Source organism: Sphingopyxis sp., assembly GCF_041916015.1.
Taxonomy (GTDB): domain Bacteria; phylum Pseudomonadota; class Alphaproteobacteria; order Sphingomonadales; family Sphingomonadaceae; genus Sphingopyxis.
This window is the reverse complement of sequence record NZ_JAYSAH010000026.1, coordinates 1-21825: the sequence shown is the minus strand read 5'-3', so window position 1 is coordinate 21825 and position 21825 is coordinate 1. Positions and strand designations below refer to the sequence as shown.

The window sequence follows — 21825 nt, the reverse complement described above, 5'->3', positions numbered from 1 at the left end:
GCGTGTCTCGACTTCGCTCGACACGAACGGAAATAGAAGACGGTCTGGAATCTACCCCAATGCTGTCATTGGTGATGATCACAGATTCAGAAAGGTCCGCGAATTGCCGCTGAGGATCTTCGCCTTCTGCGCCGCCGACAGGCCGTCATGCTCGCGCACCAGCGCGCCGATGTCCTGCTCGCCGAGCGGGAAGGGATGGTCCGAGCCGAGCAGGATGCGGTCCTCGCCCATCACCTCGACGAGCAGGGTCAGCGCGCGCGGATCGAACACGGCGGAATCGACGAAGAAGCGATCGACATAGGTCGAGGGCGGATTGGGGCAGTCGACGCGGACGATATCGCGATATTTCCAGGCATTTTCGACGCGCCCGAGCAGAAAGGCGAAGCTGCCGCCGCCATGGCCGAAGCAGATGCGGAGGTTCTTCGGCAGACGCTCGAACGCGCCCGAGAGGATCAGCGACAGGATCGAAAGCTGCGTCTCGGCCGGCATCGCGACGAGCCAGGGCAGCATATATTTGGGCATCCGCTCGCGCGCCATCATGTCCCACGGGTGGACGAGCACCGCCGCGCCGACTTCGGCGCAATGGGTGAGGAAGGTCAAAATGCCTTCGTCGTCGAGGTTGCGCAGCCCCATATGGTTGCCGATCTGGACGCCAAGATGACCGCTTTCCATCGCGCGGCTGACCTCGCGGCACGACAGGTCGATGTCCTGCAGCGGCACCTGCGCCAGCGCCTTCATCCGCTCGGGCGCATGGCCGCAAAATTCGAGCGCCGCGTCGTTGAAACGCTGCGCGCATTCGAGCGCCTGCTCCGCGGGGCGGCTGTAACCGAACATGATCGGGGTCGCGCAGAGAATCTGCAGGTCGATCCCCTGTTCGTCGAGCGCCTCGACGCGCCGCGCCGGGTCCCAGAGAATGTCGTCGACCGGGCGGAACTCCTTCGCGCCCTGCATGATCAAGCCTTTGCCGCCGCCGGTATCGCGGAGCCAGGGGAGACCGTCGGCCTCCGCCCGCGTGCGATAGGCGGCATCCATCAGCGGGAAGAAATGGCTGTGCATGTCGATCACGGCCGCCTGTGTCACGCCATTGTCCGTCATGATTTTCGCCATACCCCTGTCTCGTCACGCGCCCGCCGGTCGCCGATGCGCGCGGGCCATGAGGTTGAGTAGCGAGGGTCAGCTATCAACAATAATCCCGAGACTTGCCCTAGCTATTACAAAAAGGCTATATCCGTTTGGGCTCGGCACCGGCCCGCTCCCCCACCCGGCCTCCCATAGGTTACTATCGTTGGGGAGGTCGGGTGGGGGAGCGGGCCGGTGCCGAACGCCAAGCGCCGCGGAGGGTCATCATGCCGAAGTTTCACGAGAATTTCCTGCTCGGCCGGCTGAAGCTGCGCCAGCTTCGCCTGCTCACCGCGATCGCCGACGAAGGCACGGTGCTGAAGGGATCGCAGGCGCTCAACATCGCCCAGCCCGCCGCGACGAAGAGCATCAAGGAGCTGGAAGACGCGCTCGGCGTCCAACTGTTCGAGCGCTCGTCGCGCGGCGTGACGCCGACCGATTTCGGCGCGGTGATGATCAAGCATGCGAAGCTCATCCTCGCCCAGCTCCGCCACGCGGGCGAGGAACTGCAGTCGCTCGAGGAGGGCCTGTCGGGGCGGGTCCATGTCGGAACGTTGCTCGCGGCCTCGACCTCACTCCTGCCGCGCGCGCTGGCGCGGCTGCGCGAGCGGCGCCCGGGGATCGCGGTGACCGTCGCCGAGGGGACGATCGACCGGCTGATGCCGGGGCTGCGCACGGGCGACATCGACGTCGTGCTCGGCCGCCTCCCCGAATATCGCGAACGCGAGGGGCTGAAGCAGGAGGTGCTCTATCTCGATACGGTGTCGATCATGGTGCGCGAGGGGCATCCGCTGACGACGCGCGCTTCGCTCACGCTGGCCGATCTCGTCGAACAGGCATGGGTGATGCCGCCGACGCAAACCTCGCTCCGGCGGCAGATCGACCAGGCGTTTCGCCACGAAAATCTGGAACCGCCGCTCGACGTGATCGAATCGGTGTCGATCCTGACCAACCATGCGCTGCTCGTCAGCACCGACATGCTCGCCGCGATGCCGCATCAGGTCGGGCTCAGCCAGGCGGGCCTCGTCGCGCTGCCGGTGACGCTCGAAGGCGCGGGGTCGCGGATCGGCGCGACGACGCATGCCAATGTCGAACTGTCGGCAGCGGCCGCCTATTTCATGAGCGTGGTCCACGAGGTCGCCGCCGAAATCCGCGGCGAACTGGGACAGGATCAGGACGAAATCGCCGAACCGCGCGAGGCGCGCCGCCAGACGAAATAGGCGATCACGATTCCGGCCAGCCACGGTCCGCCGGCGAATACCGCGACCTGCCAGTCGGGGTCGATCGCCATCGTGACCGTGATCGCGCCGAGCAGGACGAGCCCGAGAATCTGCGCATAGGGGAAGAAAGGCATCCGCACCGGCAGCTCGGCCGCCTGATGTTTGCGGCGGAAACGCAGATGGCTGACGAGGATCGCGCTCCACACGAGCAGCCCGCCGAACAGCACGATGCCGAACAGATAATTATAGGCGAGCGGGGTCAGGATCGACAGCGATGCCGCGGCGAGGATGCCGACGCCGGTGACGATCGTCGCGCGCATCGGCACATGCTGCGCATTGAGCTCGCCCAGTTTCCGCGGCGCATAGCCGCCGCGCGCGAGCGAGAAGAGCATGCGCGAGCCGAGATAAATGCTGGTGTTCATCGCCGACAGCGCCGCCGACGCGACGACGAAGTTCATGATCCCCGCCGCATAGGGAATGCCCGCGCTTGCGAACATCTTCACGAAGGGGCTTTCGGTGACAACCTTCGCGCCCGATTCGGTCCACGGCAGGAAAGCGACGATGATGAAGAGCGCGAGGATGTAGAAGAGGAACAGGCGGCCCGCCATCGTGCGCAGCGCCGCGGGGATCGCGGTCTTCGGGTCCTTTGCCTCGCTGGCGGTGCCGACCACGAACTCGAGCCCCATGAACGAAAAGAGCGCCATCAGCACCGCGAGCCACACGCCCGAAAAGCCGTTGGGCAGGAAACCGCCGGCGAGCCCGGTAACGTTGTGGAGGCCGACCGGATCGCCAACGACGCCGAAGATGCGGCTCAAACCTACGACGATGAAGGCGACGATCGCCGACACCTTGATCACGGTCAGCCAATATTCGACCGACCCGAAATTATGCACCGCGCGCGTGTTGACCCAGACGACGGTGATCGCGCTGCCGAGCGCCCACATCCACACCGGCGTACCGGGGAACCACCAGCCCATATAGATGCCGACCGCAACCGCCTCGCTGCCGATCAGCAGCACCTGCTGAATCCAGTAGGTGTAGCGGACGACGAAGCCCGCGAGCGGCCCGAGGTAGATTTCGGCATAGGTACCGAACGATCCCGCGGTCGGATGGACGACCGCCATTTCGGAGAGGCTGAACACCATGATCACCGCGACGAGCGCCGCGATCATGTAGCTGACGAGGACGCCGGGCCCGGCATAGCCGATCGCGATCCCCGACCCCATGAACAGGCCGGTGCCGATCGCCCCGCCGAGGCCGATCATCGTGATCTGCGCCTTGGTCAGCCCGCGTTCGAGCCCCGCCTCGCGGTCGAGATAGGCCTGTTCGTCCATGCTTGCATCCCCTCCCCTGCCGCTCATGTAACCGCGTCGCGGACCTGATGCTCGGGCAATTTCCAGATGCCGCCGTCCATGATCTGCGCGAGCCGGTCGACCGCGTCCCACACGTCGGCATAGCCGACATAGAGCGGGGTGAAGCCGAAGCGCACCGTGTCGGGGGCGCGGAAGTCGCCGATCACGCCGGCGGCGATCAGCGCGCGCATGATCGGATAGCCGTCGGCGTGCGCGAAGGAGACCTGGCTTCCCCGCGCCGCCGCGCCGCGCGGCGAGGCGAGCGCGAAGCCGTGCCCGGCGCAGCGTTCCTCGACGAGACGGATGAAGAGATCGGTGAGCGCCATCGACTTGGCGCGGATCGCGTCCATGTCGGCGGAGAGATGCACGTCGAGGCCAACCTCGAGAAGCGCCATCGACACGATCGGCTGAGTGCCGATCAGGAATTGGCGGATGTCATGCTGCGGGCGGTAGCCGGGCTCGAAAGCGAAGGGCGCTGCGTGGCCCCACCAGCCGGTGACGGGCTGGAGCGCCTGCCCCTGATGCCGCTTCGCCGCGAACAGGAAAGCGGGCGAGCCGGGGCCGCCGTTCAGATATTTATAGGTGCAGCCGACCGCGAAATCGGCATTGCAGCCGTTGAGGTCCACGGGCATCGCCCCGGCGCTGTGGCACAGATCCCAGATGGCGAGCGCCCCCGCAGCCTGCGCGCGCGCGGTGATCGCCGCCATGTCGTGGACATGGCCCGATTTATAATGGACATGGGTGATCGCGACCGCGATCGTCTCTTCGTCGATCGCGTCCGCAATCTCGTCCTTCTCGCAGAGCCGGACTTCGACGCGCCCGCCGGTCGCCGCGGCGACGCCCTGCGCGATATAATTGTTCGTGGGGAAGTTGCTGCCTTCGAGGATCAGCACGCGGCGATCGGGGCGCAGCGCGACCGCGGCCGACAGGACCTTGAACAGATTCTGGCTCGTCGAATCGCAAACGATCACCTCGCCCGCAGCGGCGCCGAGCAGCGGCGCGAGCTTGTCGCCGAGCCGCACCGGCAGGTCGAACCAGCCCGCGCTGTTCCAGCTCTTGATCAGGTCGGTGCCCCATTCGCGCGTCACGACGTCCTGCGCACGCGCCGCCGCGCCCTTCGGCATCGCGCCGAGCGAATTGCCGTCGAGATAGATCATCCCGTCGGGCAGATCGAAGCGGTCGCGGAGCGGCGCGAGCGGGTCGGCGGCGTCCATCGCCTCGCAAGCGGCGCGGTCGAGAGTATCAAGCGTCATGGAAACAAATCACCTTCGTCTGCGACATTTCGCGCGCGGCGAAGCGCACGCCCTCGCGGCCCATATTCCCCCGCCCCGCGCCGCCGAAGGGCATGGCGTCGAGGCGGTAATCGGTCGAATCGTTGATCATCACCCCCGCCGCGCGCAGCCGCCGCGCGGCGTAGCGCGCGACTTTCAGCGATTCGGTGAAGATCGCGGCGTGGATCGCATAGTCGGCACGGTTGGCAGCGTCGATGGCTTCGTCGAGTTCGGCGAAGCGGAACAGGCTGACCACCGGACCAAATGCCTCGTGACACGCAACACGCGCATCATCAGGAACGTCAGCGAGCACAGTCGGTCGCATCAGCGCACCAGCGCGCTCGCCGCCCGCGAGCAAGGTCGCGCCGCGGGCAACGGCTTCGTCGGCCCAGGCGAGGATGCGCGCCGCTTCGTCGCCGCCGATCATCGGGCCGACGTCGGTCGCGGGGTCCATCGGATCGCCGACGCGCAATCTGCCTGTGGCGGCGACCAGCGCACCCCGAAAGACATCGTAGATGGCATCGTGCACATAGAGGCGCTGGACCCCGATGCAATTCTGCCCCGCCGCGCCGAACGCGCCCGATACGCAGGCGGCTGCGGCCTTTTCGACATCGGCGTCGTCCATCACGATCACCGGGCCGTTTCCGCCGAGTTCCATCGCGACGCGCTTGACCCCCGCCGAGCGGCAGATCGCCTGGCCGACGCTGGCGCCGCCGGTGAAGCTGATCATCGCCACGTCGCCATGCCCGGTCAGTGCATCGCCGAAATCGCGCCCGCGTCCGGTGAGCAGGTTCAGCGCTTCGGCGGGCAGTCCCGCCGCGACCAGCAGCTTCGCGAGCATCACCGCGACGAGCGGCGCCTGCTCGGCGGGCTTCAGCACCACCGCATTGCCTGCCGCGAAGGCGGGGCCGAGCTTGTGGCAGACGAGGTTGAGCGGATCGTTGAACGGGGTGATCGCGGCGATCACCCCGACGGGTTCGAGGACATAATGGCCCGACCGGGCCTCGCCGCCCGGAAAGCTGTCGAAGGCGATCGTCTCGCCGGCGAGCCGCACCGCCTCCTCCGCCGACAGGCGCAGCGTGTTGACCGCGCGACCGACCTCGCGCGTCGCGGCGCGGATCGGCTTGCCGGTTTCCGCGGCGATCGCGGCGGCAAAGCGTTCGGCGTCGCCTTCAAGCGCCGTCGCGGCAGCGTGGAGGATGCGCGACCGCTCGCCGGTCGACAGATCGCGCATCGCATCGGCACCCCGCAAAGCGCTTGCCACCGCGCGCTCGACATGCCCGGCATCGGCACAGGCGACCGCGCCGAGCGCTTCGCCCGACCAGGGATTGACCACCGGCATCGTTTGTTCCGCCGCTTCCCAGCGGCCGCCGATCAGCAGCGACCGGCCGGTATCGACCGCGACATGCATCATGGCTTGTCCTTGCGCAGCACCAGCTCGTCATATTCGCGGCTGTCGAGCAGCGCCTCGACGATCACCGGGCCATCCGCCGCGAAACCCGCTTCGAGCGCGGCGCGGAATTCGGCGGGGTCGCGGGCGACGGTCACCGGCACGCCGAACAGCGACGGGCCGCCGATCGTCCCTTCGGCGCGCACCGGCGTGCCATAGATCGGGTTCTGCTTCTTTTCCTGCTTGATACGGATCAGCGCGAGGTCGTTGTCGGTGAAGATGACGATGACCAGCGGCAGTTTCTCGCGCACCGCGGTCGCGAGTTCGCCTGCGGTCATCAGGAAGCCGCCGTCACCGAGCACGCAGCAGACGGGCGTATCGGGGCGGCTGAGCTTCGCGGCAATCGCGGCGGGAAGCCCGAAGCCCATCGCCGACCAGCCGTTGGTCATGATCTGGGTGCCGGGCTGAGGCGTGCGCCAGTGCTGGCCGATCAGATGCGTATGCGCGCCGACATCGCAGGTCATGATGCCGTCGTCGGGCAGGACATCGCGCAGCACGTCGAGCGCCGCGCAGGGGCCGAAACGGCCGTCGCGTCCGGCGAGCTTCGCGAACATCGCGGCCTTGCGTGTCGCGAGCGCCGCGAGATCCCAACCCTTCGCCGCCGCGGGCAGCGCGAGCAGCGCGTCGAGTGCAGGGGCGAGCGCCCCGACGACCTCGGCGGCGACCAGATGCGCATCGCGATCGATGTCGGCAGGCGCGACGTCGATGCTGGCGAGCGCGAGCCCGTCCTTCATCCAGCTTTCGCAGTTGAACTCGATCGGGTCGTAACCGACCGCAACGACCAGATCGGCCTCGGCATGCGTCTTGCCGACCATATCGGAGAGGGCGTGGAAGAGGACGCCGGCATAGTTCGGATGATCCTCGGCAATCATGCCTTTCGCCATCGGGGTCAGCAGCACCGGCAGGCCGAAGCGCTCGGCGAGCGCGACGACGCGGTCCTGCACCCCAGCGTGGACGGCACCCAGGCCGATCGCGAGCACGGGCTTTTCGGCAGCGGAGAAGGCAGCGACCAACGCGTCGATATCGGACGCGGCAGGCGCAGGCACCGGATCGGCAGCAAGGACGCCGATCGCCGCGGCTTCGACCGCCTCCGCGCTCATCCCCTGCGGCAGCCCGACATGCACCGCGCCGGGGCGGCCCGAGAGCGCGATCCGCGCGGCCTTCGCGAGCGTATCGACCGCCGTATCGGCCTCGATCCGCATCGTCGCCTTGGTCAGCGGCGCGAACAGCGCCTGATGATCGATCGCCATCTGCACCGTCCGGCCGCGCAGCGGCGCGGGCATCTCGTCGGTCAGCGCGATCATCGGCGAGCGGTCGAGCGTCGCGCCGCCGACCCCGGTCGCAAGGTTCGTGGCGCCGGGTCCGAAGGTGCCGAAACACACGCCCGGAACCCCGGTCAGCCGCCCGCACACATCGGCCATGAAGCCCGCGCCGCCTTCGTGGCTGGTCAGCACGAAGTCGATGCCGTCGGTGGTGCGGATCGCCTCCATATAATCGACCCAGCCGCCGCTCGGCACGCCGAAGATATGGCGCACGCCCATGTCGCGGAGCGCGCCCACGACGTTGCGGGCAACATTGGTCGATTTCATGCGCGATCCTTCATGCGAGAGCGATGTGTCGCAACCGGAGTAGGCGCACTCGTCATAAACAAATAATACCGAAAGGCCGCGTTGATATACGCCAAGCGTTATACATGGGATCAGGTAAAGCGGTTCGCGGTCGTTCCGATGCCGTCGATCCCGCCCTCGACCAGATCGCCCGCGACGATAGGTCCGACGCCTGCCGGCGTTCCCGTGTAGATGAGGTCGCCGGGCTGGAGTTCGACGTAGGTCGAGAGTTCGGCGATGACGTCCGCGACCGGCCAGATCATGTCGGCGATGTCGCCGTCCTGCCGCAGCTCGCCATTGACCGACAGCCAGATGCGCGCGTGCGCCGGATGGCCGATCTCGGCGGCGGGACGGATCGGCGAGAGGATAGCGCTATGGTCGAAGCCCTTCGCCATGTCCCACGGCCGGCCGCCGGCCTTGGCGTCGGCCTGCAGATCGCGGCGCGTCAGGTCGTTGCCGACGGCATAGCCGAAGATACAGTCCGCCGCGGCATCGGACGCGATGTTCGTGCCGCCCTTCGCGAGTGCCACCACCAGCTCGATCTCATGATGCAGATTGGCGGTGCGTGGCGGCATCGCGATGTCGGCCGTCCCCGCCACCAGCGCATCGGCGGGCTTGGAGAAGAAGAAGGGCGGCTCGCGCGTGGGATCGCTCCCCATCTCGCGTGCATGGTCGGCGTAATTCTTGCCGACGCAGAAGATGCGGCGGACGGGAAAAGGCTCGCCGCTTCCGGCAATTTCGGCGGTGGGAACGGGCACATCGAAACGCATGGGCAAATCCTCAGGCTGGCGGATAGAGCGCCGCGCGGCATTTGCCGAGGTCGGCGGCGCCCAGGCCGCCTTCCCTCACCGCGTTCCACGGGCTGCCCATCTTGTCTTCGGGGCGATACCAGAAGCCATAGAGCTTGCCGTTCGCTGCGACCAGCGTTGCCGAGCCGATGCTGCCCTCGCCCTTCGAGAACCAGGCTAGGCGCATGATCCGGCCGAAGACCGTGCCGCGCAGCGTGCCGAGCCCGTTATTGTAGCAGCCGAAGATTTCGCTGCCCTGCTGGCGCAGCAGGATCGGGCCATATTCGTGACTGTAGAGACCGCTGACGTCGGCGGCCGCCGTCGCACCGCGCTGCTCGAGCGTGCCGAGAACCGCGAGGTCGGAGAGACGCGTCTGTCCCTTGCCCGCCCAATTGCTGTCGATGCGCAGCCGCAGCCAGCGCGCCGTCGCCTGCTTCGGAAGCTTGACGACGGTCTGCGCATCGGCCTTCGCCTCGCCCTCTACGAGCGTCTCATAGGGGCCCTCGGGTCCCTTGGTCGAGCCGAGCAGCACGAAGCGGCGCACCGGCGATCCCTCGGCGGTCTGCGACATCGACCCATCCTCGCGCACCACCGGCTCGAAGCGGTTGTCGAGCGTGACGGCATCGATCTTGCCGTTGCCCGCGAGTTCGAAATTCAGCGCGTGCGGCAGGGTGACGCTCTTGTCCGACAGCCAGCCATAGGCCGGGCCGCCGTCAACGAGGTTGATCGTCCAGGTCGACCAATGCCGCTTTGCTTCGCCCGCATCGGCCTCGGCAATGCCGCCCCAGCTGATGTGAAGGATATTGTCGCCCGCAGGCTCGGCTGTTTTCGCCGCAGGCTTTTCCGTGGACGTGTTCGAGCATCCGGCGAGGAGCAAGGCTCCCGCCAGCGCGATCGTGCATGCGCGCATTTCTCAATCCTCCAGTGTGTCTAGCGGCGTTCGGGCCAGATCTTTTTCGCGGGACCGAGCTTCGGCTTGCCGAGCAGCGGGCTCGACAGCGCGTAGACGCCGTTCACCGAAAAGGCCCAGATGATGTTGCGGTCATATTCGGTGTAGACCGCGAAGGTCGAATTGCCGATCGCATAACCCGGCAGTTCGCTCTCGTTCGCGAAGCGCGGGACATAATAGCCCGCGATCGTCGGCTTCGCCGGGTCCTTCACGTCGAAGATCTGGATGCCGGCATCGTAGAAGGCATAGATGGCGAGGCCCTGCCGTCCGCGTTCGGGCTGGCCGAGCCCGCCCGAACGCTTCGGCCCGAAGCTGCCGCGGCGCTGGCAGAAATCGGTGAAGGACGCGCCCGCGGGCGGCTTCGGACGCGGGAAGGTTGCCGCGACCTTGGGATGCGCGGGGTCGCGCACGTCGATCGAGTAGATGCTCTTGAACGGCTCGTAACAATTCTCGTTCATCGGATAGCCGTTCGAGAAGACGAAGCCGGTGCGGTCATACTGGCTGACATCGACATTGTCGAACTCGGTCCCGGCATAGCTCGGCGGCACGGCGAGGTGGCCGAGCGTCTTGGGCTTGGCGGGATCGCTGAGGTCGAAGGTGTAGAAGCCGAGCCCGCCCATGCCGCCGAAGCCGACGGTGCCGCCCGCCTCGACCGGCTTGGTCGTCACGATCGGGTAACGCGAGCCCATCCAGCTCGTGCGATTGCCCGCGCGCGGGTTGGCGCGGTACGCGGCTTCGCTTTCGGGGTCGCCGAGGCGCTGGCCGGGCACCGTGATCTGCGACACGAATTTCGGATCGGCGGGGTCCGACATGTCCCAGACCTGATAGCCGGGCGAATAGAGATAGTCGGGATATTCGGTCAGCGAATAGCTGTCGTCGGGCGCCGCCGAGAGGAGCATATATTTGCCGCCGAACCAGGTCACCGCATCGAGCGCGCCCGATCCCTGCTGCTCGCCGATCTTCGCATCGGGATGCTGGTAATCGGTCGTGCGCGTCGCGATCAGCTCCCATGTGTCGGGGGTGGGGCCGTTCATCGCGAAGACCTTGAAGCCTTTGAGCGAATTATAGTGACGCTGTGCCGCGACCTTGTCGGGCTCGCGCCTTTTGTCCTCCATCAGCCCGAAGCGGCCGATCTCGTAGGAAGCGATCAGCACGTTGCGCTGGAGCGTCTTGTTCCATGCGATCGTGACGCCGCCGAAATAGTCGGTGACGGCGGAGGCGTCCCAATCCTCGCTCGATCCTTTCGCGCTCCACACGCCGCCCTTCGACCAGACGATCTTCGCCTTGCGCGGATCGGTGACGTCGAGGATGCGGAGATAATCGCGGTCGTGGGTGTAGAGATAGCGCCGCCCGCCGAAATCGGCGACGTTCGCCCAGGCATGCCAGGGCGAGGTCACCGCGGGATAGAAGGCGATGACCTTCACATTCTTCGCGTAACTGTTCTGGTCCCAATGATCGAGTTGCCCCGGAAAGGACGGTGCGTCGGTGGTCAGCCGGGTCGAGGCCGGATGGCGGAAGCTGCCGTCGGGATTCATCCCGTAGTCGGTTCCGGGCACGGGGTCCTTGGGCGGATTTTCGGGCGTTGCGGCGACCCAGGCCTTCAGCCACGGGTCGCGGATATCGATCGGTGCCTCCGCGTGGCCGCCGCTCCAGTCCGCCGCCATCGGCGCGGTCGCGCCGAGCAGCGCGGCGGTTGCCAGACCTGCCCCCGCCATGATCCTGATACCGCGCTTCATGGGCAACCCCCTTCTATTCTCAGCCGCAATCCATCCGATTCCGGTTCCGCCCTAGAAGCGGAACCGGGCCGTCACGCCATAGGTGCGCGGCGGGATGTAGGTCGAATAGATCGTCCCGAACAGCTCGAGCTTGCTGGTGTAGTTGAGCTCGTTGGTCAGATTCTTCGCCCACGCCGTCAGCTCCCACTTGTCGTCGGCGCCGCGCACGCCGATGCGCGCGTTGAGCAGGATCTCGCTGTCGAACTTCAGGATCGGCGTGTTCGGATTGTCGAAGAAATTCGCACCCGTATATTGAAAGTCGCTGCCCATGACGAGCACCAGGCTGTCGCTGACCGGCTGCTCCAGATTGGCCGCGAGGTTGAAGGCATGCTTCGGCGTGCGGCGGCAGGTGTTGCCGTCGAGGTCGGTGCCTTTGTCGTCGATGATCAGCTCGCCGGTGAAGTTGCACCGCGAATAGGCGTAATTGCCCGACAGGGTGAAGGCATCGGTGATCCGCGCCTGGAAATCGAGCTCGAGGCCATAGGCGCGCGTTCCGTTCTTGGCGTTGAACACGAAATTGTCCGGCGGCAGACCGGGACCGGGAACGATGAACTGGTTGGTCTGCAGATTGTCGTAGAGCGTGTAATAGGCCGCCGCATTGATGAACAGGCGCCGGTCGGCGAGCGCGAGTTTCGCGCCGACCTCGAAGCTGTCGGCGGTTTCGGGATCGAACGACACCAAAGCCTCGGCCGGGGTGTTGGCGTCCTCGCCGGTCCAGCCACCGGGCTTGTAGCCCTTGGCATAGCGGCCATAGAGAGTGACGTCGTCGCTGGGCTCGAAACGCAGTGTCGCGCTCGGCAGCCAGGCGTCCCAGCTCCGCGTCTCGCCGACGGTGAAATTGACTCCCTGCCCCTCGAACGACACGCCCGAGCGGTCGTTCGAATAGCGCTTGTGATCATAGGCGTAGCGCAGCCCGGCCTCGAAGGTCAGCTTGTCGGTAAGACTGTAGCTGAGCTCGCCGAAGACGCCGACATTGTCGTTGCGCGACGTGGTGACCGTATGGTTCGACCCCGGCTGCGGCGTCGCGGGCGTACCGCCATAGGCCATGGCGAAGGCGAATTCCTCGATCGCGGTGAAGTCGGGGAAGAGAAAGTTCACATCCTCGGCGCGGCGGATATTCTCGTGCAGATAATAGACGCCGCCCTCGATCCGGAGCGGACCGCCATTATCCCAGCGCAGCCGCAGTTCCTGCGAGAATTGCTTCACATCCTCACCCTTGCCGCTGTCGAAATAGCTGTCGGGGACGGTGGCGAGATAGGTGCCGAGCCCGGCGAGCATCGCGGAGGTGATGTCGGGCGCGTTCGTGGCAGGGTCGATTGGGAAATCGAAGAACATCCCCGACCCGTCTTCGCGCGCCTTCAGCGAGCTGTCGCGATAGGCGGTCTGCGAGGTGATGCTGATCCCCTCGCCCGGCTGCCAGTCGATCGTGCCGCTGACCCCATACATGTCGCTGTTCTGGAAGCCGGTGAAATTATGATTGCCCGAACGATGCTTCGCGCTCTTGAACGGGGCGTTGCGGTCCGGCAGCACGAAGCCCGGCAGGCTGGCGATCGGCGGCGCATAGAAGCCGAGATAGGTGACTTCGTTGCTGTCGCGCGGATCGAGAATATCGACCCAGCGCGCGCCGTCGCGGTGACGGGTGTAGTCGGCAGCGAGGTTGATATCGAGCGTCGCGTCCGGCCGCCAGCGTAGCTGCGCGCGCACCGACTGCATATTCTGGTCTTCCTCGTCGCCGCCGCGCAGATTCTTCGCATAGCCGTCGTGCATCCGCGAGCTGGCGGTGAGCCCGAGGCTCAGCGTGTCCGAAACCGGCCCGCGAACCGACATCGCGGCGTCGAGCCGGTCGTAATTGCCATAGGTCGCCTCGAACCGCCCCTCGAACGTGTCGCCGGGCTTTTTGGTGACATAGTTGATCAGGCCGCCGACGACGCTCTTGCCGAAGCGCAGCGCCTGCGGTCCCTTGAGCACCTCGACGCGCTCGAGGTCATAGAGGTCGAGCAGCGAGCCGGTGCCGCGCGACATATAGGCGCCATCGACGAAGATGCCGACCGCCGCATCGGCGCCCGCGCCCTGAATGTCGGAGCCGATGCCGCGGATGAACAGCTCGGTATCGACCGCACGTTCGGCGCTGAGCTTGAGGCCGGGAACGCGATAGGCGACTTCGGAGAAATCCTTGATGCCCGCGCGTTCGAGCGTCGCGCTGCTGAAGGCCTGGACCGAGATCGGCACGTCCTGCAGGCTTTCCTCGCGCTTGCGCGCGGTGACGACGATCTCGTCGCCCGATGCGGCGCCGGCGGCCTCGTCGGGTGCCGACTGCGCATAGGCCACGCCGGGCGCCAGCCCCGCCGCTACAGTTGCCAGAAGCGCCCAGCGCAGGTTCCGCTTAAATCCCATTGTCCCACCTCCCGAAAGGCCGGGCGCGCCTGCTCTCGTGCGGAGCCCTGGCGACGCCAGCCTGTTGTCTTGCGAGGTCGGGATAGGGTGCGATCCTATATCGATATAATAGATTATACACGCAGCAATATTCCGAATTGGCTATATCCTGCCGCATCGCGCCGATAGAAGGGTTTCGGGGGTTTCATCAACATCATTATTCCCGACTCATTATAGCGGTCCAGCCAGACGATATTGGCGCGACACGCCCATAACGCCGACAACCGCCGCCGTAAGACGCTTTTCGATGGGAGGTTGATATGCGGAAGATGCTTCGCCGGAGCCGGGACGCCGGGCTGCTGATGGCACTGCTCGCGACGGGCGCCGTCCCGCCCGCGATCGCGGACGATCCGGCCCCCGCCAAGCGCCCGCCGCTGACCGCGTCCGAGAGCGATATTCCCGACCCCGACATTCGCGCCTGGTGGAACCTCACCTATGACCGCAAGCCCGGACTGCCGGTGCCGGGCAAGGATTATGGCATGGACGGCGCGACGGGGCGCTTCATCCACCCCAAGGCGACGCCGATCGTCCGTGAGGCACCGAACTTTCCGGGCCAGCTCGGCTATTGGGACCAGAAAAGCTACAAGAAGAATGTCGAGATACTCGGCTTCTATAATTTCATTCCCTCGACCGGCCACACCTGGCAATCGATCGCCGACTTCGGCGGCAAGCGATACCTGTACACCTATTACCGCGCCGGCATGGGGGTGTTCGACATCACCGACCCGCGCAAGGCGAAGCTCGTCTATCGCCGCGGCCAGCGCGTCGGCCCTTATGGCAAGCCCGACATCGTCAATCCCTATGCCAAGGGCGACGGCTTCGGCGCCGCGAACATCTCGTGGCACAAGGGGCTCGGCAAATATGTGATGGTCCAGTCGTTCGAGATCGCCCGCTACGGCATCATGGACGAGAAATATCGCGAGCCCGAGGGCGTCGAGACGCTGAAGCACTGGAAGGGACTCAAGGGCTTTCGCGTCTATGTGATGGACGGCCCGCTGCCCGACCAGTGGAAGCTCGTCGCCGAGCGCACCACCGACTATCGTCATCCCGATGCACCCTATGGCCAGCAGCAGGGGTCGGGCTCGCTCGACATTCCAGCGTGGACGGGCGGCAAATATATGTTCCTGTCGGCGGCGGGCGACGACCGCTTCATGCTGACCGAATTCGGCGATTATATCTACTCGCCGGGCTATCAGGCGTGGGACATGAGCGACCCCGCGAACCCGAAGTTCGTCAGCCAGTTCGCCGCGCCCGGCCAGATATTGGGCGACCCCGACCATGAGGCCGCCTATCTGATGAATCCGCGCGCGGGCAATCGCACCTCGTGGTTCGGGTCGCGGATGCCACCCTTCATGACCAGGGCGCCCGACGCGGGCGGCAAGATCGCCTTCGGCGCGATGGCGGGGCTCGGCCTCTATTCGCTCGACATCAGCGATCCGGCGAACATCCGTATCCTTGGCCATGTCAATCAGGTGCCGAAATTCGCGGGCACCGAGTTCGATAATGTCGATCTCAGCCAATATGAGCGGACGGGCTATATCTTCTCCAACGGCTATCCGATGAATGACGAATGTTACGAGCCCTACAAGGACATTCTCGTCATCGACGCGCATGATCCGGCCGACCTCAGGATCGTCGCCAAATTCCCGCGCCCGGTCCCGCCCGCCGATGCCGCCTTCACCGATTTCTGCCAGCGGCGCGGCAGCTTCGGTCCCAAGCGCTCGGGCTATCTGACCCAGCCGGGCCGCTTCCGCGACGGGCTCGTCGCCTATGCCTTCTACAATGCCGGGGTGCAGCTCTTCGACGTGAAGGACCCGACCAAACCGACGATCGCTGGCTATTTCGTCCCGCGCTTTCCGACCGAGGCCGAAACCGGCGGCCAGTCGCAGGGCAATCTGGCCTATGGCGTCTTTGCCGAATATGACCGGAATATCTTGTGGGTGTTCACCAACCACGGCTTTTACGCACTGTCGTCGCCGCTGATCGGCAAGCCCTCGTTCAAGGCGCCCGCGAAACCCTGGCCGCCGCGCGACTAGCTCCGCGGCGGCAGGTGGCGATCGACGAGCAGCATCGCCGCCGCGAGCACCAGCAGCGCGGCAGCCACCAATCCGAAGAAGAGCAGCAGCCCGTTCGGGCGCGCGAGGAGCAGTCCCGCACCGAACGCGCTGGCGATCGCGCCGAGGCGCCCGACGCTGATCGAATAGCCGATCCCCGCCGACCGGCACTCGACCGGAAAGACATGCGCCGACAGGGTGAGCAGCAGCACCTGCAAGGACAGCACGCCCGCCCCGGCGAGCGCGACGCCGAGCAGGATCGCCGCCTGCGGAACGCCCGGTGTGCGGAGCAGCACCGCCCAGACGGCGAGCGCGGCGAGGCCGGCCCCGATCGTCGCGATGATCGTCCGCCGCGACCCGATCCGCAGCATCAGCCAGGTCAGTGCGAAGGAGGTGACGACGCCCGTGAGGTTGAGGATCATCGCGCCGCGGATCGCGCTCGCCATCGCAAAACCCGCGCCGGTCAGCAGCACCGGCACCCAGCTCAGCAGGGCATAGACCGCCATCAGCGCGGCGAAGAAGGCGACGCTCATCCCGATCGTCGAGCGGCGGAGCGCTGGGGCGAAAACCTGCCCGCCCTGCGCCACGACCGGCGGCGGCGCGAATGGCCCCACCGTGGTGCCACCCGCCTGCGCGACGAGCGCGGCGATGCGCGCGTCGCTGTCGCCGCGCCGCGCCAGCAGGACCGGCGATTCGGGAAGCGCGCCAATCATCAGCGCGCCCAGCAGCAACGGCAAGGCGCCGCCCACCAGAAAGGCCGCGGGCCAGCCATAGGCGGGGATCAGCCACGATGCGAGCGCGGCGCCGACGATACCCCCGCACGGCACCCCGACCGAAATCACCGTGAGGGCATAGGGGCGCGCCCGCGCCGGCATCCACTCGGCGACCAGCGCGGTGGCGTTCGGAACCGCGGCGCCGAGCCCGAGGCCGGTAACGAAGCGCAGCACCGAAAAGCTCGCCACGTCGCGGCAGAGCGCGGTCAGCATCGCGGTCACGCCGAACCAGAAGGCCGCACCGATCAGCGCCGAACGGCGGCCGAAGCGGTCGCCGATGCGGCCGCCGACGCTCGTTCCCACCGCCATGCCGAGCAGCGACGCCGCCATCACCGGGGCGAGCGCCGCCGAGCCGATCTGCCAGTCGGCGAGGATCGCGGGCGCAGCGAAGGCGGCGAGCTGGATATCGAAGCCGTCGAGCAGGATCACTCCCGCCACCAATGCGAGGATGCGGGCATGAAAGGCCGTGAAGCCGAGCGCGTCGACGACCTGCTGGATCGGCGCGGGCGCGCCTTCGCCCGCCATCATACGAACGCCATCGGGCCGGACGTGCCGGCGGCGCGGCGCACCGAGCTGTACACCGCCGCCGCCATTTCGCTGCCCGATACGCCGCGCGCGGGTTGCCGGCGGCGGATGGAGAGGCTCGACCCGTCGCGTCCGCGCGCCTCGACGACGAGCTCGAGGTGATCAATCGCGGGATCGGCGACGAGCCGCGCGCGGCAGCGGTCGAGCCCGACCGTCGCCAGCGCGCAGGCGACCATCGCATTGACATTGTGCGGATAGCGCGCCGCAATCTCGCGGACGCTGCCGTCGAACAGCAAGGTTTCCTGCACGGCGGATGCACCCGTCAGACCCAGGCTGGCCGGCGGCTTGCGAAAGCCGATCGCGACCTCGTCCCACATGCCCTGCCACTCGGCAAGGCTGTCCAGTCCGACAAGCGCCCCGTGCGCGACGAGCAGCGACCGGCCCGACCGTGCCGCAGCGCCCTCCAGCCCGCCACTTAGCGCATCGTCGGCGAGCGCGGTCAGCGACAGCGGCATATAGTCGGCGAAAGCCAGGAAGGCCTCGCCGTGCGCCTTGCTGATTTCGGGACCCGCCATCTCGACGATCAGGTCGGGGCGGCGCTCCGGCGCTCTCGACAGGTCATCGAGGATCAGCCCGGGCGGAAGCGCCGCCAGCCGCTCGCGCGAACGGCTGTGGACGAAGACGATTTCGGCGGCGCCGTCCGCGGCGATGCGCCGGTAAAGCTCGGACCCGATAAAGCCGAACCCGATCAGCCCGATACGCATCGCCGCTCGCCCCCCGGCGACGTCAATATTTCCAGCGGAGCGTCGCGCCATAGGTGCGCGGCGCGGCGTAGGAGACGAGGACCGATCCGATCACGTCGCTCTTCCCCGATTCATACAGCTTGTTGGTCAGATTCTTCGCCCAGATACGGAACTCCCACTTGTCGTCCTCGGTCGAAATACCGAACGACCCGTTGAGCACCCCGACCGATTTCTGCAGCGTCCGCAGGCTGTTCTCGTTATCGAAGAAGAAATCGTCGGTCCAGTTGTAGTCGGCGCGGAGGAAGGCGTTGATCCGGCTGCTTACCGGCACCGTCACGTCGCCGCCGACGCTGAACGAATTTTTCGGCGAGCGGCGAAGCACATTGCCCTTGAGGTTCGTCGGCACCGGCACCGAACAGAAACAACCCGGATCATATTGGAGCTCGGTGCTGATCAGGTCGCCGGTGATCTTCGCATCCATATAAGTGTAGTTGGCGAAGAGGGTCAGTCCCTTGACCGGCACGAGCGCGGTTTCGAGCTCGATGCCTTTCACGCGTGCCTTGCCCGCGTTCGAGATGACATTGTCGGCGGGCAGGTTCGGATCGAAGATCACGAACTGCTGCGTCTGGAGATCCTTATATTCGGTCCAGAAGCCGGTGAGGTTGAAGCGCAGCCGGTTGTCGAGCCAGGTCGTCTTCGCGCCGACTTCGTAGTTCCACGCATATTCGGGATCATAGGCGACGCGCGCTTCGCCGGGGTTGGTCGCATTCTCGCCGTTCCAGCCGCCCGACTTGTAACCCTTCGACACGAGGCCGTAGAGATAGACGTCCTTTGCGGGCTGCCAGTGAAGGTTGAGGCTGGGCGTCCATGCGTCCCAGCTCTCCTTGCTCGACGCCGAGAAAACGCGCGTGAAATTGCCGTTCTCATCCTCGAACTCGGCGCCGAGGAAGTCGCCGATCGTCTCGCGATAGACCGAGAAGCGCTTGCTGTCCTTGGTGTAGCGGATGCCCGCGGTCACCCCGAACGTGTCGGTGATGTCGAAGGTGCCCTCGGCAAAGGCTGCCCAGGTGTCGCTCTTGAGCCGCGTCTCCGCGATCTCCTTCCCCTGCGCATAGAATTCGACGAAGATATAATCGGCGATCTCGGTGCGATCGACCGACTCATGCTGGTAGAAGAGTCCCGCGAGGAAGTTGAACGGCCCGTCGAGGTCGGAACGGAAGCGCAGATCCTGCGAAAAGCTCTTCGCTTTCTCCTCCTTGTCGTTGATGTAATAATCGTCGTTGAACAGCGAATGGTCGATCGCGCCGAAATCGATCCGGCCATCGGTGCCATAGATCATCTTCGTGAAATCGATGAAGCTGCCCGCGTCGTTGTTGAGCGAAGCGAACTTGCCCTCGCGGTACGCGGTCACCGAGGTAAGCGTACCGGCGCCGGTGTCGTAATTGGCGCTAAGGTGGACGCCGCCGAGGTCGGCGTCCTGCTTGCCGTCGATATTGTTCGGACCGCTACGGCGCTCGGGGTTCACGAAGGGAATATTATGATCCGACGGGGTCTGGATATCGACCCATTTGCCGCCGCCACGCCGCCGCGTCAGGTCGCCGGTGAGCAGGATGTCGAGCCGGTCATCGGGCTGGTAACGAAGCTGCGCCATCACCCCATAGGCGTCGAGATCCTCGACATCATTGCCCGTATAAGTGTTGCGGGCATAGCCGTCGTGGTGCCGCGCGCTCGCCGCGATGCTGCCCGACAGGCCTTCGCCGATCCCGCCCGACACATTCGCCTTGACGTCGAAGCTGCCGTAATTGCCGATCCCCGCCTCGGCGCCGGCGCGGAATTCGTCGGTCGGCTTGCGGGTGATGAAGTTGATCGCGCCGCCGACGACATTCTTGCCATAGAGCGTGCCCTGCGGCCCGCGCACGATCTCGACGCGCTCGAGGTCGAACAGCTCGATCGCCGTGCCCTGCGCGCGCGACAGATAGACGTCGTTGAGGAAGAAGCCGATCGCCGGGTTCGACGCCGCGCTTTCGATGTCGGTCCCGATCCCGCGCAGGAAGATATTGGGTTCGGAGATATTGTCGGGGTTGAGCGTAAAGCCCGGAACACGGCTCGCGATTTCGGAGAATTCGTCGATCCCCGATTTTGCGAGCGCGTCGCCGCTGAACGCCGCGACCGATAGCGGCGCCGACTGGAGGCTTTCCTCACGCTTGCGCGCGGTAACGACAATATCCTGCAGCCCGCCATTGTCGGTAGCCGGAGCCTCCTGCGCCAACGCCAGTTCGGGCATGGTCAGCGCCGACACCGCCCCCAGAAGGAGCAACGCCCGGCCCTTGCGCGAAAATGATCTCATGTCCCAACCCCTCTTTACGATCCCCCGATCGTGCACCGGAGCTTGCTCACGGCGATGCGATCAAGGCAGAAAATGATAGGCCGAGGTCTATAAGAATAATAATATTACCATGGCTCTCTATATCGTTTCGATATAATCTCTATCCGACGGCAGCAGCCATTCCACCCACGCTCGCGGCACAGAAATTAGCCCGCAAGCTCAAAACGATCGCACATGTCAGTATAATGCCCGGCCGCGACCAGCGCCCCAGCGTCCCGCGCGCCGCGATGATGTCGGCGTTCGCATATCATGTTCGATGAATCGTGATCGCGCCCCGGCGACCTCGGTGATTTTTCAGCAAGCCAGCGAAACGGGCGCGATCAACCGCCCTTCTTCTGTGCCCGCGCCGCCTTCACGCCCTCGATGAACTGCTTTTCATTGACCTTCACCGCCAGCCCCTTATCCGACAGGAAGAAGGCGGCGCGCGGCATGGTGATATTGCCGGCACGGGTCGCCAGCACCGCACCCTGCGGCGCCATGGCCGTGACCTTGCCGAGGATCGCGGAGCCGTCGGCGCTGCGCACCTCCGCGCCCGGCTTCAGTGCCCCGTCGACCGCCGCCGCATCCGCCTCGGCCTGCCTCAGCACCGCGACGATCTTCGCCTTGGGGGCTTTCAGCGCCGGGCCCTTCACGCCTTTCACAAAGGCGTTTTTCGGGACCACCAGCCCGTTGCCGTCGATCGATACCGCTATCCTGTCACCCGACACCCTCACGATCTTTCCGACCTCTTCGCCATTCTGATCGTAAACTTTGGTGCCGGGGGCGAGCGAGGCGGCGGGCAGCGCCTCCTGCGCTGCTGCCGCCGAGCCGGCGAGCAGCGCCGCGCCGGCGAGGCACAACGTGGCGAGCGGGCCGAAAGGCTTGGACATGCAAGGCTCCTGTCGAACGGCGAGGATCGCCCGTGTCACATCTCGCGACATTCTTCCCAACGCCATATTGTCGGGTCGTGCAACGAACGCGGCGAGCGACGCACGAAGATGATCTGTCGAAGCCACCGGAAAACCACTCGCTCGAACACCGGCTGGCTGGGGCGGCAGGTCGGCGCAGCGTTTTATAAGTATTTAATATTGCTCGGTATTGATGGGTCTAAGCTAGAAAATACCTCCAAATTCTTGCCTGATTGCATGCGCTTCGGGGAGCCATTTTGCGCTGAAATGAGAATTTGCGATCGACTGCCTCAAAAGTAGGTTGATACGAGCGGGCCTGAGGCGACGAGTCCGGATATGCGCGCCCAACGACTGTCAAACGGCGTTCAAAAGGGACCCCCGATCGGCGTCGAAGAGGGACCCCTTTTCGGATATGATGTTGGTTTGTTGAAGATGGCCTTGCGCTGCGTGCGGCGGAGGGCGGGCGTAGCCCGACCGGAGGCGCGCGCAGCGC

15 protein-coding genes are annotated in these 21825 nt (G+C 65.8%); 2 read left to right on the top strand and 13 right to left on the bottom strand.

Annotated features, from left to right (window positions below):
- Positions 1–78: 78 nt before the first annotated feature.
- The gene (locus ACE3SL_RS04340; RefSeq protein WP_374524534.1) at positions 79–1095 is read right to left on the bottom strand and encodes an amidohydrolase family protein; all 1017 of its coding nucleotides are present in this window, start codon (positions 1093–1095) and stop codon (positions 79–81) included.
- 251 nt (positions 1096–1346) lie between these two features.
- Between ACE3SL_RS04340 and ACE3SL_RS04335 the strand changes: the two genes are divergently transcribed.
- The gene (locus ACE3SL_RS04335; protein WP_374524533.1) at positions 1347–2339 is read left to right on the top strand and encodes a LysR family transcriptional regulator; all 993 of its coding nucleotides are present in this window, start codon (positions 1347–1349) and stop codon (positions 2337–2339) included.
- On the opposite strand, the gene ACE3SL_RS04330 is transcribed toward ACE3SL_RS04335, so the two are convergent.
- The 8 genes from ACE3SL_RS04330 to ACE3SL_RS04295 form a co-directional block, all read right to left on the bottom strand.
- On the bottom strand, positions 2291–3673 hold the full coding sequence (locus tag ACE3SL_RS04330; protein WP_374524532.1) for an amino acid permease: 1383 nt from the start codon (positions 3671–3673) through the stop codon (positions 2291–2293). The genes ACE3SL_RS04335 and ACE3SL_RS04330 overlap by 49 nt on opposite strands.
- 23 nt (positions 3674–3696) lie before the next feature.
- Positions 3697–4944 (bottom strand): kynureninase, encoded by a 1248-nt coding sequence (gene kynU / locus ACE3SL_RS04325; RefSeq protein ID WP_374524531.1) that lies wholly within the window; start codon positions 4942–4944, stop codon positions 3697–3699.
- On the bottom strand, positions 4934–6376 hold the full coding sequence (locus tag ACE3SL_RS04320) for an aldehyde dehydrogenase family protein (RefSeq protein WP_374524530.1): 1443 nt from the start codon (positions 6374–6376) through the stop codon (positions 4934–4936). The genes kynU and ACE3SL_RS04320 overlap by 11 nt, the downstream gene beginning before the upstream one ends.
- On the bottom strand, positions 6373–8001 hold the full coding sequence (locus ACE3SL_RS04315; RefSeq protein ID WP_374524529.1) for a thiamine pyrophosphate-binding protein: 1629 nt from the start codon (positions 7999–8001) through the stop codon (positions 6373–6375). The genes ACE3SL_RS04320 and ACE3SL_RS04315 overlap by 4 nt, the downstream gene beginning before the upstream one ends.
- 110 nt (positions 8002–8111) lie before the next feature.
- A complete protein-coding gene (locus tag ACE3SL_RS04310; RefSeq protein WP_374524528.1) occupies positions 8112–8789 on the bottom strand; it encodes a fumarylacetoacetate hydrolase family protein in 678 nt (225 codons plus the stop codon).
- A 10-nt stretch (positions 8790–8799) separates the two neighbouring features.
- Positions 8800–9717 carry a hypothetical protein gene (locus ACE3SL_RS04305; protein ID WP_374524527.1) on the bottom strand — a complete coding sequence of 306 codons (918 nt, stop codon included), beginning with the start codon at positions 9715–9717 and terminating at the stop codon, positions 8800–8802.
- A gap of 20 nt (positions 9718–9737) precedes the next feature.
- The gene (locus ACE3SL_RS04300) at positions 9738–11492 is read right to left on the bottom strand and encodes a hypothetical protein (protein WP_374524526.1); all 1755 of its coding nucleotides are present in this window, start codon (positions 11490–11492) and stop codon (positions 9738–9740) included.
- A 51-nt stretch (positions 11493–11543) separates the two neighbouring features.
- The gene (locus tag ACE3SL_RS04295; protein WP_374524525.1) at positions 11544–13925 is read right to left on the bottom strand and encodes a TonB-dependent receptor; all 2382 of its coding nucleotides are present in this window, start codon (positions 13923–13925) and stop codon (positions 11544–11546) included.
- Between the two features lie 299 nt (positions 13926–14224).
- Between ACE3SL_RS04295 and ACE3SL_RS04290 the strand changes: the two genes are divergently transcribed.
- Complete coding sequence (locus ACE3SL_RS04290; protein ID WP_374524524.1) at positions 14225–16000, top strand: hypothetical protein; 1776 nt, start codon at positions 14225–14227, stop codon at positions 15998–16000.
- Here ACE3SL_RS04290 and ACE3SL_RS04285 read toward each other — a convergent pair.
- The 4 genes from ACE3SL_RS04285 to ACE3SL_RS04270 all read right to left on the bottom strand — a co-directional run bounded on the left by ACE3SL_RS04285 (position 15997) and on the right by ACE3SL_RS04270 (position 21314).
- Entirely contained in the window at positions 15997–17319 is a 1323-nt protein-coding gene (locus tag ACE3SL_RS04285; protein ID WP_374524523.1) for an MFS transporter, read from the bottom strand. The two genes, ACE3SL_RS04290 and ACE3SL_RS04285, sit on opposite strands and share 4 nt — an antisense overlap.
- On the bottom strand, positions 17316–18080 hold the full coding sequence (locus tag ACE3SL_RS04280; protein ID WP_374524522.1) for an aspartate dehydrogenase domain-containing protein: 765 nt from the start codon (positions 18078–18080) through the stop codon (positions 17316–17318). The genes ACE3SL_RS04285 and ACE3SL_RS04280 overlap by 4 nt, the downstream gene beginning before the upstream one ends.
- Before the next feature lie 22 nt (positions 18081–18102).
- On the bottom strand, positions 18103–20406 hold the full coding sequence (locus ACE3SL_RS04275; protein WP_374524521.1) for a TonB-dependent receptor: 2304 nt from the start codon (positions 20404–20406) through the stop codon (positions 18103–18105).
- 359 nt (positions 20407–20765) lie between these two features.
- Positions 20766–21314: a hypothetical protein gene (locus ACE3SL_RS04270; protein ID WP_374524520.1), complete on the bottom strand. Its 549-nt coding sequence runs from the start codon at positions 21312–21314 to the stop codon at positions 20766–20768.
- Positions 21315–21825 lie beyond the last annotated feature (511 nt).

Excerpts from the sequence above, each read along its gene's own strand:
- ACE3SL_RS04305 (WP_374524527.1), bottom strand. The coding sequence starts at position 9,717 with ATGCGCGCATGCACGATCGCGCTGGCGGGAGCCTTGCTCCTCGCCGGA.
- ACE3SL_RS04300 (WP_374524526.1), bottom strand. The coding sequence starts at position 11,492 with ATGAAGCGCGGTATCAGGATCATGGCGGGGGCAGGTCTGGCAACCGCC.
- ACE3SL_RS04280 (WP_374524522.1), bottom strand. The coding sequence starts at position 18,080 with ATGCGTATCGGGCTGATCGGGTTCGGCTTTATCGGGTCCGAGCTTTAC.
- ACE3SL_RS04330 (WP_374524532.1), bottom strand. The coding sequence starts at position 3,673 with ATGGACGAACAGGCCTATCTCGACCGCGAGGCGGGGCTCGAACGCGGG.
- ACE3SL_RS04290 (WP_374524524.1), top strand. The coding sequence starts at position 14,225 with ATGCGGAAGATGCTTCGCCGGAGCCGGGACGCCGGGCTGCTGATGGCA.
- ACE3SL_RS04295 (WP_374524525.1), bottom strand. The coding sequence starts at position 13,925 with ATGGGATTTAAGCGGAACCTGCGCTGGGCGCTTCTGGCAACTGTAGCG.
- ACE3SL_RS04285 (WP_374524523.1), bottom strand. The coding sequence starts at position 17,319 with ATGATGGCGGGCGAAGGCGCGCCCGCGCCGATCCAGCAGGTCGTCGAC.
- kynU (WP_374524531.1), bottom strand. The coding sequence starts at position 4,944 with ATGACGCTTGATACTCTCGACCGCGCCGCTTGCGAGGCGATGGACGCC.
- ACE3SL_RS04340 (WP_374524534.1), bottom strand. The coding sequence starts at position 1,095 with ATGACGGACAATGGCGTGACACAGGCGGCCGTGATCGACATGCACAGC.
- ACE3SL_RS04320 (WP_374524530.1), bottom strand. The coding sequence starts at position 6,376 with ATGATGCATGTCGCGGTCGATACCGGCCGGTCGCTGCTGATCGGCGGC.
- ACE3SL_RS04275 (WP_374524521.1), bottom strand. The coding sequence starts at position 20,406 with ATGAGATCATTTTCGCGCAAGGGCCGGGCGTTGCTCCTTCTGGGGGCG.
- ACE3SL_RS04310 (WP_374524528.1), bottom strand. The coding sequence starts at position 8,789 with ATGCGTTTCGATGTGCCCGTTCCCACCGCCGAAATTGCCGGAAGCGGC.
- ACE3SL_RS04335 (WP_374524533.1), top strand. The coding sequence starts at position 1,347 with ATGCCGAAGTTTCACGAGAATTTCCTGCTCGGCCGGCTGAAGCTGCGC.
- ACE3SL_RS04270 (WP_374524520.1), bottom strand. The coding sequence starts at position 21,314 with ATGTCCAAGCCTTTCGGCCCGCTCGCCACGTTGTGCCTCGCCGGCGCG.
- ACE3SL_RS04315 (WP_374524529.1), bottom strand. The coding sequence starts at position 8,001 with ATGAAATCGACCAATGTTGCCCGCAACGTCGTGGGCGCGCTCCGCGAC.